Origin of the sequence: Aquabacterium sp. (assembly GCF_049274795.1) — a bacterium.
In the GTDB taxonomy this organism is placed as follows: domain Bacteria; phylum Pseudomonadota; class Gammaproteobacteria; order Burkholderiales; family Burkholderiaceae_C; genus Aquabacterium.
In genome coordinates this window covers 13,290-26,122 of the sequence record NZ_JBASTH010000017.1, presented here as the reverse complement: position 1 = coordinate 26,122, position 12,833 = coordinate 13,290, and the positions used below count along the sequence as shown (strand labels likewise).

The 12,833-nt window shown below is 67.6% G+C and carries 12 protein-coding genes and 1 pseudogene; 4 read left to right on the top strand and 9 right to left on the bottom strand.

The annotated features are described in order from the left end of the window. Positions 1-10 precede the first annotated feature (10 nt). Positions 11-1,012 (top strand): glucokinase, encoded by a 1,002-nt coding sequence (glk, locus tag WAQ08_RS02280; RefSeq protein WP_422189016.1) that lies wholly within the window; start codon positions 11-13, stop codon positions 1,010-1,012. A gap of 413 nt (positions 1,013-1,425) precedes the next feature. Here the strand turns inward: glk and otsB are convergent, their stop codons facing one another. Both otsB and WAQ08_RS02270 read right to left on the bottom strand, forming a co-directional pair. Next, positions 1,426-2,193, bottom strand: coding sequence for a trehalose-phosphatase (otsB, locus tag WAQ08_RS02275; protein WP_422189015.1), 768 nt, complete (start codon positions 2,191-2,193; stop codon positions 1,426-1,428). A 74-nt stretch (positions 2,194-2,267) separates the two neighbouring features. Further along, positions 2,268-4,511 (bottom strand): alpha,alpha-trehalose-phosphate synthase (UDP-forming), encoded by a 2,244-nt coding sequence (locus WAQ08_RS02270; RefSeq protein ID WP_422189014.1) that lies wholly within the window; start codon positions 4,509-4,511, stop codon positions 2,268-2,270. Positions 4,512-4,687: 176 nt separating this feature from the next. Here WAQ08_RS02270 and WAQ08_RS02265 point away from each other — a divergent pair, with 176 nt between their 5' ends. Beyond that, positions 4,688-6,493: a glycoside hydrolase family 15 protein gene (locus WAQ08_RS02265; protein ID WP_422189013.1), complete on the top strand. Its 1,806-nt coding sequence runs from the start codon at positions 4,688-4,690 to the stop codon at positions 6,491-6,493. 33 nt (positions 6,494-6,526) lie between these two features. Here WAQ08_RS02265 and WAQ08_RS02260 read toward each other — a convergent pair whose 3' ends face one another. The 5 genes from WAQ08_RS02260 to WAQ08_RS02240 form a co-directional block, all read right to left on the bottom strand. Beyond that, positions 6,527-7,681, bottom strand: coding sequence for a mechanosensitive ion channel family protein (locus WAQ08_RS02260; protein WP_422189012.1), 1,155 nt, complete (start codon positions 7,679-7,681; stop codon positions 6,527-6,529). Positions 7,682-7,768: 87 nt separating this feature from the next. Continuing rightward, the gene (locus WAQ08_RS02255; protein ID WP_422189037.1) at positions 7,769-7,942 is read right to left on the bottom strand and encodes a transporter; all 174 of its coding nucleotides are present in this window, start codon (positions 7,940-7,942) and stop codon (positions 7,769-7,771) included. Further along, positions 7,867-8,586, bottom strand: a complete 720-nt coding sequence (locus WAQ08_RS02250) for a transporter (protein ID WP_422189011.1) — start codon at positions 8,584-8,586, stop codon at positions 7,867-7,869. Before WAQ08_RS02250 ends, WAQ08_RS02255 begins: the two co-directional genes overlap by 76 nt. 147 nt (positions 8,587-8,733) lie before the next feature. Further along, the gene (locus tag WAQ08_RS02245) at positions 8,734-9,306 is read right to left on the bottom strand and encodes a hypothetical protein (protein ID WP_422189010.1); all 573 of its coding nucleotides are present in this window, start codon (positions 9,304-9,306) and stop codon (positions 8,734-8,736) included. A 142-nt stretch (positions 9,307-9,448) separates the two neighbouring features. Beyond that, complete coding sequence (locus tag WAQ08_RS02240) at positions 9,449-9,955, bottom strand: MarR family winged helix-turn-helix transcriptional regulator (protein WP_422189009.1); 507 nt, start codon at positions 9,953-9,955, stop codon at positions 9,449-9,451. A 51-nt stretch (positions 9,956-10,006) separates the two neighbouring features. Here WAQ08_RS02240 and WAQ08_RS02235 point away from each other — a divergent pair. After that, a pseudogene (locus WAQ08_RS02235) lies at positions 10,007-10,422 on the top strand (siderophore-interacting protein); the annotation flags it as partial. A 164-nt stretch (positions 10,423-10,586) separates the two neighbouring features. Further along, a complete protein-coding gene (locus tag WAQ08_RS02230; protein ID WP_422189008.1) occupies positions 10,587-11,054 on the top strand; it encodes a GlcG/HbpS family heme-binding protein in 468 nt (155 codons plus the stop codon). 12 nt (positions 11,055-11,066) lie between these two features. Here the strand turns inward: WAQ08_RS02230 and WAQ08_RS02225 are convergent, their stop codons facing one another. Together WAQ08_RS02225 and WAQ08_RS02220 are read right to left on the bottom strand one after the other, a co-directional pair. Next, entirely contained in the window at positions 11,067-11,855 is a 789-nt protein-coding gene (locus tag WAQ08_RS02225; RefSeq protein WP_422189007.1) for a glutathione S-transferase family protein, read from the bottom strand. A 2-nt stretch (positions 11,856-11,857) separates the two neighbouring features. Then, positions 11,858-12,805 (bottom strand): glutathione S-transferase family protein, encoded by a 948-nt coding sequence (locus WAQ08_RS02220; protein ID WP_422189006.1) that lies wholly within the window; start codon positions 12,803-12,805, stop codon positions 11,858-11,860. Positions 12,806-12,833 lie beyond the last annotated feature (28 nt).

Sequence of the window (12,833 nt, the reverse complement as noted above, 5' to 3'; positions counted from 1 at the left end):
GAGACGGGACATGATCTTGTGCGCGGACGTGGGGGCCACCAAGACCTTGCTGGGGCTGGCCGAGGTGGATGCCGGCACTGGGCGCGTGGTGGTCAAGGCCAGTGAGCGCTATGTGGCCGCACAGGTGCCTTCGTTCGAGGCCATGCTGACCGATTTCCTCGGCAAGCACGGCCCGTCCTTCGGGGCACCGCTGCTGGCCGCGGGCCTGGGTGTGGCCGGCCCAGTGCGTGAGCAGGCCGTGCAGATGACGAACCTGCCCTGGCGGCTCGATGCGCGCACCATCAGTGCTCATCTGGGCGGCGTGCCCGTCAAGCTGGTCAACGATTTCGACGCTGCGGCCCATGGCATCGAGGCCCTGGCGCCAGAGGAGCTGATGACCCTGCAGGCCGGCGATGCGGGTGCCCAGGGCAACCAGTTGGTGATCGGGGCGGGCTCGGGGCTGGGCGTGGCGTTCCGGATTTGGACGGGCGAGGGCGCATCGGCTCGCCATGTGGTGGCGCCTGGTGAGGGTGGCCACTACAGCTTCGCGCCGATCAATGAGTTGCAGGATCTGGTCCTGCAGCGCCTGCGGCCGCTGGTGCCCCGCGTGGTGGTCGAGCACCTGGTGTCCGGCCCGGGCCTGGTCAATTTCTACCAGGGCCTGGCCGACGAGCCGCCCACGAAGGTGCACACGCCGATGGACACCGAGGGCCTGACTGGCGAGGTGGTGTTCCGCAGGGCCACGCAGGAAGGCGATGCCCGCGCCGCGCAGGCGCTGGAGCAGTTCCTGCTGGCCTATGGCTCGGTGGCGGGCGACTACGCCCTGGCCACCCTGGCGCGTGGCGGCGTGTATGTGGCCGGTGGCGTGGCCCAGCGCTGCGGCGAGATGATGCGCGATGGTCGCTTCATGCGCGGCTTCGGGCAGAAGGGCCCCTATGCCGAGTTAATGTCCACCATCCCGGTGCACCTGGTGCTGCAGTCGGAGCTGGGACTGGTGGGTGCCGCGGTGGCTGGCGCGCGCTTGGTGGCCTGAACAGCGCCCGCGGCGCGGGATGTGGTCGACGCGATACCGGGGGCGGGGCCAAGTGCACTCGGTCCATGGCGCAGGCATCGGCACGACGGCCTGGGCCGCGTGCAAGGCCATCGGCAGATTGCGCAGGGCCTGCTGAACCTGGTCCGCGAACTCGGGCGACAGATGGCCATCGGCGGCCTCGCCGCCCTGGCCGGCCAGGAAGACCATCTGGGCCGGTGCCTGGGCGACCACCACATGGCTGTAGCCATTGGGGCTCGGGTCTACAGGCCCGGCGGGTTGATGAAGGCGTGCCCGCTCGGGGCTGTGATGACGGGCTTGGTGGACTGCGGCAGGGACATCGGATGGGTCAAGCACCACGCTTGGCCACCCCTGCACAGGTCAGGGCCATGCCCGTCACCCGATCACTGCCGTGCTCAGGGCAGCGCCGTCACCATCTGCTGCAGCATGGTGGCCACCTCGGCGTGCGTGTCCAGGAAGTAGCGCGCCTTGGACATCGGGTCGTCGCGCCCGATGCGCACCGTGAGCCAGCCGGGCTGGGCGCGCTCGAACACCGTCTCGTCGTTGACGTCGTCGCCGATGAACAGGGCGGCCTGCGCGCCTGTACGCTGCACCAGCGCGGCCACCGCATCGCCCTTGTCGGGTGCATGCGCGGCCACGATGTTGACCACGCACTTGCCGCCGAAGCGGCGCAGCGCCGGGTCCAGCTCGCCCAGGGTGTGGTCGATTACCGCCAGGGCCTGCTCGCGGTCGCGGGCCAGGCGGTAGTGCAAGGTCAGCGAATGCAGCTTGTCTTCCACGGCCACGCCGGCGGCGGCCAGCAGGGGCTGACGTTCGGCGATGCGCTCGCGCAGCTGGTTGAGCTGCTGCGTCAGCGCCGCGTAGACCTCGTTGGAGAGCTGCGGGCTGTCCGGGTCTTCGGCGCCGTGGTTGCCGATGATGAAGTGCGGCTCGAAGCCCAGGCGCGGTGCCACGTCGGCCACGCTGCGGCCGGTGACGATGGCCACGGGCAGGCGGCGGGCCAGTTGCTCCAGCCGCTGCGCCACGCCGATGGACACGCGCGCGTCGTCCGGCAACGTGACGATGGGAGCCAGCGTGCCGTCGAAATCGAAAGCCAGCAGGGGGTGTTGCTGCATCACGGCGTCCAGCGCCTGCAGGCCTTGTTGTGAGAAGAGGTGTTTCACGTCGTCAGACCTCCCGACGGATTGTTATGGAATTGAGGGAAAGGGAAGGGCAAAGGGTCGTCATCCAGCAAAGTTCATCCGACACCGGGTTGATGGCGCTGCACGCGGGCTTCGATGCGCTCGCGAAGGCGCCAGCGCCCGGCGTCGGTCAGCATGCGGCCGGCCCAGCGGTACACGTTGAACTCGTGCACCGTCATGCGCAGGCTGGCCATGCGTTCGCGCTGCTCGGCCTCGGGCATGGTGAGCGAGCGATGCAGCGCGTCGGCGGTTTCCTCCACGTGGTAGGGGTTCACGATCAGGGCCTCGCTCATCTCGCGGGCGGCACCGGCGAAGCGGCTGAGGATCAGCACGCCGCGTTCGTCGTCGCGTGCGGCCACGAACTCCTTGCACACCAGGTTCATGCCGTCGTGCAGGCTGGTCACCATGCAGGCGTCGGCGGCGCGGTAGAGCTCGTTGAGCGCATCCGATTCATGGTGCTCGGCCAGCAGGTGCACGGGCAGGTAGCCCTCGCGGCCGAAGCGTTCGTTGATGCGGCGCGTGGTGTTCTGGATGCGATCCTGGAAGGCCTTGTACTCTTCCAGCGAGCTGCGCGAAGGCGCGGCCACCTGCACGAAGGAGAACTTGCCGACCCATTGCGGGTACTTTTCCAGCAGGCGCTCCACGGCATGCAGGCGCTCCAGGATGCCCTTGGTGTAATCGAAGCGGTCCACACCCACGGCGATGCGGTGATCGGCCGGCAGGCCCAGGCGCTGGAAGACGCGCTCCTTGCACTGCGCCACGGGCGCCCAGGTCGCGACGGTGGCCTCGGTGGGCCAGGCGATCGAGATGGGGTAGCTCTCGACGAAGGTAGTGTCCTCGTGGAAGGAGATGGTCGAGTGTTCGTGCTCGATGCGGGCTTCCAGGTAGCGGTCTACCGTCTCGATGAAGTTCTTGCAATGAAAGCGCGTGTGGAAGCCCAGGATCGTGCTGCCCAGCATGCCTTCGAGGATTTCCTGGCGCCACGGGCAGATGCCGAAAGATTCGGGGTTCGGCCATGGGATGTGCCAGAAGGTGATGATGGTGGCGCGTGGCAACTGCTTGCGGATCATGGCCGGCAGCAGCGCGAAGTGGTAGTCCTGCACCAGCACGACCGGGTCTTCGCTGCGGGCCTCGGCCACCACGGCGTCGGCGAAGCGTTGGTTGATCTTGCGGTACTCCTGCCAGTCGGATTCGCGGAACACAGGGCGGACGTGGGCCACATGGCACAGCGGCCACAGGCCTTCGTTGGCGAAGCCGAAGTAGTAGCCCTTTTCTTCCTCTTCGGTCAGCCAGATGCGGCGCAGGGTGTAGTCGTCCTTGCCGGGCGGCACCAGCACGCGGTCGTGCTTGTCGACGCTGCCGCGGTCGCCGCTGCCGCTGCCATGGGCTACCCAAGTGCCCGAGCAGGCGCGCATCACCGGCTCCACGGCGGTGACCAGGCCGCTGGCCGGGCGCTTGACGCTCAGGCCGTGGCCGGTGTTCTCGTGGATGTAGGGCTCGCGGTTGGAGACCACGATCAGTTCGTCGCCACGCAGTTGGGTGCGCAGCAGGGTGCGCAGGCGCTCGGGGTTCCAGATGGTCTCGGGGCCGAGTGATCGCCGGTATTCGTCCTCCAGATCGCGCAGGCGGCTGCGCAGGTCGGCGGCCAGCGGGGCCAACTCGGGCGAGGGCGGCATCAAGGGGCTGATCAGGCCTTCGCCGCGCAGCAGCGCGCGTGCGCCGGACACCCAGCCGCGCCAGCTGAACTGCGCCACCACCACGGTGATCAGCGCGATGATCACGCCCAGGCCGGAGATCAGGATGATCAGGTACTTCTGCGTGTCCTGGCTGCGGCGCTCGACGAAGCTCAGGTCGTGCAGCAGCACCAGGTCGGCCAGGTGCTCGCCGTTGTCGGCCTTGACGGCGTGCATGCCCACATGCACCGAGCCGCCCTCAATGTGCATCTGCGGATCCTTCTGGCCGGCGGTGTTGCGGGCCTGGGCGCAGTCGAGGTCGTGCGGGAAGGCGGGCGAATGGCGCAGCAGCTTGCCATCGAGCGTGCACAGGCCGATGGCGACCAGGCGCTCATCCTGGACCACGCGGTTGAACAGCACCTGCAGACGCAGGCCGAGCGGATCCTTCAGCGCCTCGGCGATGGGCTCCGACATGGTGTTGGTCATCAGCTCGCCGCGCAGGTTCACATCGCGTGAGAACCAACGCAGGGTGAGGCGGTCCATCAGGGGCAGGGCCAGGTAGGACGCCACCACCAGCGTGATGACCAGGGGGACCAGGAAGCGCAGTTGAAGGCGCAGCGTGTTCATGCGCGGTGTCCTCCTTGTGATGGGTTGGACAGTGTCCGCGCAGGCTTTGTGGGATGCCTATGCATTTCCACAAATATACATGGCTTCCCAAAACCCCCATGTTTCGCCCAGGTTGAGGGCCATGCGGTACAACAGTCACAGCATGGCCCACGACGACGCGTGAGAGGAACAAGAAGATGAGCGAACCCACCGACCAAGCTTCCCTGGGCCTGGCCCTGATCGGCAACTGCACCATCAGCGCGCTGGTGGATCAGCAGGCCCGCATCGTGTGGGCCTGCATGCCCCGCTTCGATGGCGATCCGGTCTTCCACGCGCTGCTCGATTCGGGTGGCGGCTTGAAGCGCGAGGGCACGATGTCGGTGGAGATCGAAGGCCTGGTGCGCACCGAGCAACAGTACGACCCGGGCACCGCCATCCTGCGCACGCGGCTGTTCGATGCGGACGGGCAGGGCATTGAGGTGGTGGATTTCGCACCGCGCTTCTTCCACCGCGAGCGAGCGTTCCGCCCGGCCCAGCTGGTGCGCCGCATCCGGCCGCTGGCGGGCCATCCGCGTGTGCGCCTGAGCATCCAGCCGCGCGGTGACTGGGGCGCCACCAACCCCACGGTGACGCGGGGCAGCAACCACCTGCGCTTCGTGTTCCCGGGCCACACCTTGCGCCTGAGCACCAACGCGCCGCTGACCTATGTGGCGGCGGAGACCTGGTTCTCGCTGCCTGGCCCGGTCAGCCTGTTCCTGGGGCCCGATGAAACGCTGGACAGCGGCATCGAGGAGACTGCGCGCGACTTCGAGGAGCAGACTGCCTGGTACTGGCGCCACTGGACACGCCGCCTGGCCCTGCCCTTCGAGTGGCAGGACGCCGTGATCCGCGCGGCCATCACGCTCAAGCTGTGCCAGTACGAAGAGACCGGGGCTATCGTGGCTGCCATGACCACCAGCATCCCCGAGGCGCCCCACAGCGAGCGCAACTGGGACTACCGCTACTGCTGGCTGCGCGATGCCTTCTTCGTGGTGCGTGCGCTCAACAGCCTGTCCGAGGTGGGCACGATGGAGGAGTACCTGCGCTGGCTGCACGACGTGGTGCGCAGCGCCCAGGGCGGCCACGTGCAGCCGCTGTATGGCATCGGCCTGGAGCGTGAGCTCACCGAAGGCATGGTGCTGCACCTGTCGGGCTACCGGGGCATGGGGCCGGTGCGCGTGGGCAACCAGGCCTTCGAGCACTTCCAGCACGACGTCTACGGCAACATCGTGCTGGGCGCCGCGCAGGCCTTCCATGACCACCGCTTGTTCCGCCGCGCCGATGCCAGCGACTTCATGGCGCTGGAGGCCATGGGCGAGCAGGCCTGGCTGCTGCATGACCAGCCCGACGCGGGCATGTGGGAGCTGCGCACGCGTTCGCGGGTGCACACCTCGTCCTCGCTGATGAGCTGGGCGGCGTGCGACCGCCTGGCCAAGGTGGCGGCCACGCTGGGCCTGGCGGACCGTGCGGCCCACTGGGCCGAACGGGCCCGCATCGTGCGCGACAAGATCTTGGCGCTGGCCTGGAGCGAGGAGCGCCAGGCCTTCGTGGAGAGCTTCGGCGGCAAGGACCTGGACGCCAGCGTGCTGCTGATGGCCGAGGTCAACTTCATCGACCCGAAGGATCCGCGTTTCGTCAAGACGGTCGAGGCGCTGGAGGCCGTGCTGTGCGACGGCCCTTTCATGCGCCGCTACGAGGCGCCGGATGATTTCGGCCGGCCGGAGACCTCCTTCAACGTGTGCTCGTTCTGGCGCATCGACGCGCTGGCCCGCATCGGCCGCACGCAGCAGGCCCGCGAGATCTTCGAGGCCCTGCTGGCCTGCCGCAACCATGTCGGCCTGCTGTCCGAGGACATCGCCGTGGGCAATGGCGAGATGTGGGGCAACTTCCCGCAGACCTACTCCATGGTGGGCATCATCAACGGGGCGATGCGCCTGTCCAAGCCCTGGGACCAGACGGTCTGATCGACGAGGGCTTGGTCGGCGGCGGGGCATGGCTCAGGCCTTGTCCGCCGGGGCCACGGCGTGTTCGTGCCCGGGCGTGGGCGATCGTTGCTCGGGCGCTGGCGGGCGGTGCGCGGTGTCGCTGGGCGGGTCTACCTCGGCGCGCAGGCGGGGCAGGTACTCGGGGTAGTCCTTCTGCATCATGGACATCAGCTCCTCGCGCACCAGGCAGCGCAGGTCCCAGCCCTTGCCCGAATCGGCCGTGCTGACCAGGCAACGCAACTGCATCGACTTCTCGCTGAAGTCCGTCACCTGCACCAGGCACACGCGGCCATCCCACAGCGGAGAGCCTTCGCACACGCGCTTGAGCGCATCGCGGATGGGCTGCAGCGGCATGCGGTAATCCACCCACAAAAAGACGGTGCCCAGCAACTGGGCGCTGGAGCGTGTCCAGTTCTGGAAGGGTTTTTCGATCCAGTACTGCAGGGGCACGATCAGGCGGCGCTCGTCCCAGATGCGCACGACCACGTAGGTGCTGGTGATCTCTTCGATGCGGCCCCATTCGCCTTCCACGATCACGACGTCATCGAGCCGGATGGGCTGGCTGAAGGCGATCTGCAAGCCGGCGATCAGGTTGCCCAGCACGGGCCGCGCGGCCAGGCCCGCGGCGATACCCGCCACACCGGCCGAGGCCAGCAGGCTGGTGCCGATCTGGCGCACGTCGGGGATGGTCATCAGCGCCAGGGAGATGCCGATCAGCACCACCACGCCGGCCACCATGCGCGTGACCACCTTGGTTTGCGTCTGGATGCGGCGGGCCATCAGGTTGTCGCTGATGTTCTCGATGGGACGCGACAGGATCACCGCATCGCCGCAGGACTGGACGATGCGCACCACCAGCCAAGTGACGGCAGCGATCAGGACGATGGTGGTGAACTGGCGCGCCAGGCCGATGCCGGAAAGATCATCTGGGGCGGCGCGCAGTACGAACTGCAGGGCCAGCAGCGGCAGCACATGGGCGGCGGGCCGGCGGGCGGATTGCGTGACCAGCGAGGCGGAAGGAGAGCGTGCCACGGCACGCCGCAGCACCGCCGCGCCGGTCTGGAAGACCAGCCATGCGGCCACCATCGCGATCACCGCGGACACGAGTGTCAGCCCCCAGGGACCGAGCGGGAGGCGGTCCAACCAATCTGTGTAAGTCTGTTCCATGGGCCCCGAGTATCCACGCCAGAGGTGCCTGCCGCACGTTCAGGGTTTTGGGCGCCACGATGCCATCATGATGGCGCCAGGATGTTGTCAGAACCGGACGGCCAGTCCCACGCCCCAGGCGAAGTCGGGCGTCTCCTTGGTGGCGGCCCAGGAGAAGCTCACATCTACCTGTGCGTCGTTGGTGATCAGGTAGGTGGCGCCAGTACCCCAAGAGGCGATGTTGCCGCCGTTTCTTGAGGAGGCCAGTTGCTGACCAGCCAGTTCAACGAAGGTGTTGAAGCGGTCTGTCCAGGATTTGCCCACTGTGATGGCCGCGATGCCGCCCCGCCGCCCTCGTTCTTCTCGACAAAGACGCCAGGCATCACGCCGATGGACCAGGCGCTGGGCAACTCCCATTCGGCCACGACGCGCAGCGAGGGGCGCACGCCATCGCCACGAAAGGCACGCGAGCCGGTCTCCAGATCGGCGTGCAGCAGCAAGCTCATGGCAGGGATGCCGTTGGCGGCGTCGCCGTCCTGTGCGTGCCACTTGATGCCGATGGCCATGTCGGAGTAGCCGCTTTCGCCCGTAGTTATGCGGGTGGCTGTGTCTTCGCTGCGCAGGCGGCTGATACCGTCTGTCTCGATGCGGAACTCCAGTGTGTCGTTCAGGCCGACTCGTAGCAGCGTGGGCGTGGTTGTCAGGCGCTCCCGGACGCTATCTGCCTTGTTGCGCTCGGTGGTGAAGCCCGTCTCTAACTGGAAACGGCCCGCGCCGACCACGTTGCTGGATTCGACCAAGCCAGGCCGATCAGGGATGATTTGTTCTTCGGCAAGGGCCGTGTGCGCGAAGGACATGGGCAGCAACGGGGCGAAGGCCATCGCGGCGTGGCGAATGGTCGGTCGGACGAAATGGCGTGAACGCATGGGGCCTCCTGTGGATGAACCCGGCGGCCATGTCGTGGGGCGAGCCTGTGTTGCGCACTGGTCTGCGGCCGGGCGTGGCAGACTGTACTGCAGCGACACGGCCCTGCCCAGCCAGGTGTGCCGTGGATGAGACGGCCCCCGGCGCCCTCACTGGGTGCAGCTGTCGATGAACACCTGCATCTTCTTGACGTCGTCGTCGCTGGGGGCGGTCTTGAGGTTTTCGAGCTTGTTCATCCAGCCCGAGGCCTCCTTGGCGCGCTTGGCCCAGGCGTCATCGAGCAGCCCCAGGGCATCGAGGAAGCCCTTGGTCTTGGTGAACTGCCCGGCGAGCTCCTTGATGACTTTCTCCGGCCACTTGTTGTTTTTGCCGAAGATGAAGATGGCCTCGGTGTTGCGCACCTGCTTGAGGTAGCCCGCCTCGGCCTTGGCGACGTCTTCCATCGTCTTCTTGTGGGCGCGCGTGCCCTTCATGATCTTGTCGATGTCGGCCACGAACTTGGGGTACTTCTTCTCGACGGCCTTCTTGTAGGTTTCGAGGTTGTTCAGCAGCTTTTCCGTGTCCTGGACGTTTTTGGCGGCCGTCTTGATCGAAAAGGACTTGTGCACCGGGTCGATGGAATCGCCGATGCTGACCTTGGCGGCGCCCTTGGGCACCTTGGCGGCGTCGCGCTTGTCCTGCCATTGCTTGCGGGTGGGCACGAGGATGTCGTAGAGAGGCATGGTCATCACTCCTGTGGCGTGGATGCTGGCCGGCACCATGCGGCCGTGGCACCACGCATGTTAGGAATGAGGGCCCAGGCGCACTACCTGCTAAACAAGCAGGTCCGAAAGGATGTTCGTGGGGGGAGGGCGCTTCGGCGCTTCAGGCTTCGTCTGGTGGCGCCAGGTTGTCCCGAAGGCGCTGCAGCAGCGTGGAGAGCTGGTCGATTTCATCCGCACCCAGGCCCCTGACCATGCTCTGCCCCAGCCGCTGGCGATGGCGGTGCAGCACCCGCTGCAGGGCTGTGCCTTGCGCCGTGGGCGTGAGCCGCTGCTGGCGACGGTCGTTCGGGTCGGGCTCGCGCTGCAGCAGGTCGCGGTCGACCAGCAACTGCACCAGCCGTGTCACCTGGGCCTTGTCGCGGCCGCTGTGCTCGACCAGATCACTGGCGGTGCTGCCAGGGTGCCGTGCGAAGAACATCAGTGCCTTGGCTTCCATGGGGGCCAGGCTGCCACCCTTTTGCTGCACGGCCTGGCGCAGGCGGGACTTGAACAGGTGGGTCAGGTCGGCCAACTGGTCGACCACTTCGTCTCGGGCGGGGGCGTGGGCATGGAGGGCGTCGTGTGGGGACGGATGGCGCAAGAGCATATGGTCGACATAGTCAATCATGAAAGTCTGCTGTATGTTGACATTATCAACCATTTAGGAGTTCTTGTGATCATGATGGATACAAGCTCATCGACCGACCTCACGGTGCAGCGTGTGCGGCACCCCGTCAAGGTGCGTCGCCTGCAGGTCGCCAGACCCGCCTGCTCAGCCCGAACCAGTTGCTCGTCACCGTGGGTGGCCCCGATTCGCCGCGCCCGCTGATGCAGGACTACACGCCGCGTCGCTTCGATGCACAGGAACTGGGCATCGAGTTCGCGCTGCATGGCGATGGGCCGGCCGCCAACTGGGCGCGTCAGGCTCAGCCCGGCCAGACCCTGACCGTGGCGGGCTCGCGCGGCAGCTTCATCGTGCCCACGGGGTTTGATTGGCACTTGCTGGTGGGTGATGATTCTGCGCTGCCGGCCATCGCCCGGCGCCTGGAAGAGCTGCCCGAAGGCAAGCCCGTCACCGTGGTGCTGGCGCTGGCCCCGGCCTACTGGAAGCAGGGGCAGGCCGATCACCATGAATCGTTGGGTGCGTGAGGCGGCGGCGGGGTCTGTCCGGCATCCCTGATGCGGGGCGGGCTTTGCCTTGCGTGGCGCAGAAGTTGCGTGTCCAGTGGTCTTTCCCTGGATTCCCTGAAGAGATCACCATGACGACCGCCCTGAACCTTGCCGCCGCCAACAGCCTGATCACCGCCGCCCTGGCCCACGCCCGCACGCACAGCATGGCCTCCCTGTGCGTGGCGGTGCTTGATGCCGGTGGCCATGTGATGGCGCTGCAACGGGAAGACGGCGCCAGCATCCTGCGCCCGCAGATCGCCACGGCCAAGGCGCGCGGCTCGCTGGGCATGGGCTTCGGTGGCCGTGAGCTGGCGCGCCGTGCGGCGGCCAACCCTGCCTTCATCGGGGCCTTGGCCGCGCTGGCCGACGGCGACATGCTGCCGGTGCCGGGCGGTGTGCTGGTGCGCACGGCCGATGGCGCCTTGATCGGCGCGGTCGGCATCAGCGGTGATCTGTCTGACAAGGATGAGGCCTGCGCCATCGCCGGCATCGTGGCTATCGGCCTGGTGGCCGATGTGGGCGTGCAGGAACTGCACACCGATCTGCCCGCCGCTTGAGTGAGCGGCGGCTCAGGCCGCCTTCGGGCTCAGCGCCACACCGCCGTGCATCACACCACGGTGCTGGGCGTACATCTGGCGCACCCAGGCCATCGAGGGGCGCACCTGCCAGGGCGCAGCGGCGCCGGCCATGGTCTGACGGAAGGTGGCATCGCCATACACCGGGTGCTCTGAAGGGCAGGCCAGCGGTGCCAGCAGCGAGGCCGCGGTCAGATCGGCCGTGGTGAGCTGGTGGCCGACCAGGAAGGTGCGGCCATCGGCCAGGCGCGCATCCAGCCAGGCCACTGCGGCATCGATGCGCTGGTGCGCCCGGTGCGCGCCGGCTTCGGTGATGTGCAGCTTGCGCCGGAAGGCCCACTGGATCAGCGGATAGGCGCGGCGGATGAACACGGCCTGGGTGGGCGTGGCGTGGTCTGTCCACAGGCGCTTGATGTGCTCGTCGCCGCTGCCGAAGCTGTGCGCGTACAGGTAGCGGGCCACGTCCTTGCCGATGGCATCGAAGCGTTTGGCCACGTCCTCGATCTCGGGCAGGTGGGCTGCGGGCATCAGGGCCATCGGGCCGTGGTGCTCGCGCAGCCAGCGCAGGATGCGGGGGCTGTCCTGGATGCTGCCTTGCGGTGTCTTGAGCACGGGCAGCGTGGTCTGGCCGCGCTTGCCCATGGTGAGTGCCGGCAGCAGGTGGAAGACGGGCGTGAGGCACACCTCGCGGTAGGCGATGCCGCTGGCATCCAGCGTCCAGCGGATCTTCTCGCTGTAGTGCGACATCGCGAAGGTGTAGAGCGTGTAGGGCGGTTGGTTCATCGTCAGGCCTGCTGCAGGCGGTAACCCAGGCGGGGGAAGTGCACGTGCACACGGCCGGCGCGGTCGGTGTCCAGCGCCAGGGTCACGCGTTGGGTGTTCAGGTGTGCCAGGATGCCGGTCACGGTGGTGCCGTGGCCCAGCAGTTCCGGCCGGACGCTCACGGTGCGGCCCAGAACCAGCCCGCTCGGATCCGGCGTGTCGCTGGTGGGCGGGGGCAGTGCAGCGGGCTTGGCCTGCTGCGCCAGGGTGATGGCTTCGTCGGCGCTCATGTCGCCGCGCTGGCCGTGCCCGAAGGCGCGCATGCGCTCCATCCAGGCCTGCGTGGCCGGGAAGGGGCTGAAATCGAAGCGCCCATTGCGCGCGAACCACAGCGTGCTGTAGAGCGTGAAGTCGCCGCTGCCCGGGCGCACGCCGTTGACGAAGCCGGGCCCGCCGGCCAGGCCACGCTCGATCCAGGCGATCTGGGCAGCCAGGTTCTGCGCGGCCAGGGGCACCGAGGCCTTCAAGGCGGCCCGGTCCAGCGGCGCACCCCGCAGGGCGGCCCGGTCGGCCAGGAAGGCATCGTCCAGGTGGTCGACGATGGCGCCCAGGGTGTAGGCCACGGCCTGGCCGAACAGGTTCACGTCCACCCAGTGCTCGACCACATCGTTCCAGCCGGGTGACACGGTGGTGGCGGCAGGCGCGGGTGCCAGGCGCTCGATCTCCTGCGCGATCAGGCGGGTGTCGCAGTACAGGTCGGCGCCCAGTTGCAGCACCGGCACCTTGCGGTAGCCGCCGGTCAGCGCGACCAGATCCGGTTTGGGCGCGATGCGCGGCACGATCACCGAGTGCCAGGCCAGGTCCTTGTAGCCCAGCAGGGTGCGGATCTTCTCCGCATAGGGCGATTCGGGGTAGTGGTGGAGGATGGGGTGGCTCACAGCGGTGTCGTCTCTTTCTGAGGGGCGTTGCATGGATTGTGGTGATCACCGGCCTTGCCTA

Coding starts and splice junctions, on each gene's coding strand:
- WAQ08_RS02245 (WP_422189010.1), bottom strand. CDS start 9,306: ATGCCTCTCTACGACATCCTCGTGCCCACCCGCAAGCAATGGCAGGAC.
- WAQ08_RS02230 (WP_422189008.1), top strand. CDS start 10,587: ATGACGACCGCCCTGAACCTTGCCGCCGCCAACAGCCTGATCACCGCC.
- WAQ08_RS02270 (WP_422189014.1), bottom strand. CDS start 4,511: ATGAACACGCTGCGCCTTCAACTGCGCTTCCTGGTCCCCCTGGTCATC.
- WAQ08_RS02225 (WP_422189007.1), bottom strand. CDS start 11,855: ATGAACCAACCGCCCTACACGCTCTACACCTTCGCGATGTCGCACTAC.
- WAQ08_RS02220 (WP_422189006.1), bottom strand. CDS start 12,805: ATGCAACGCCCCTCAGAAAGAGACGACACCGCTGTGAGCCACCCCATC.
- WAQ08_RS02240 (WP_422189009.1), bottom strand. CDS start 9,955: ATGATTGACTATGTCGACCATATGCTCTTGCGCCATCCGTCCCCACAC.
- WAQ08_RS02260 (WP_422189012.1), bottom strand. CDS start 7,681: ATGGAACAGACTTACACAGATTGGTTGGACCGCCTCCCGCTCGGTCCC.
- WAQ08_RS02265 (WP_422189013.1), top strand. CDS start 4,688: ATGAGCGAACCCACCGACCAAGCTTCCCTGGGCCTGGCCCTGATCGGC.
- WAQ08_RS02250 (WP_422189011.1), bottom strand. CDS start 8,586: ATGCGTTCACGCCATTTCGTCCGACCGACCATTCGCCACGCCGCGATG.
- glk (WP_422189016.1), top strand. CDS start 11: ATGATCTTGTGCGCGGACGTGGGGGCCACCAAGACCTTGCTGGGGCTG.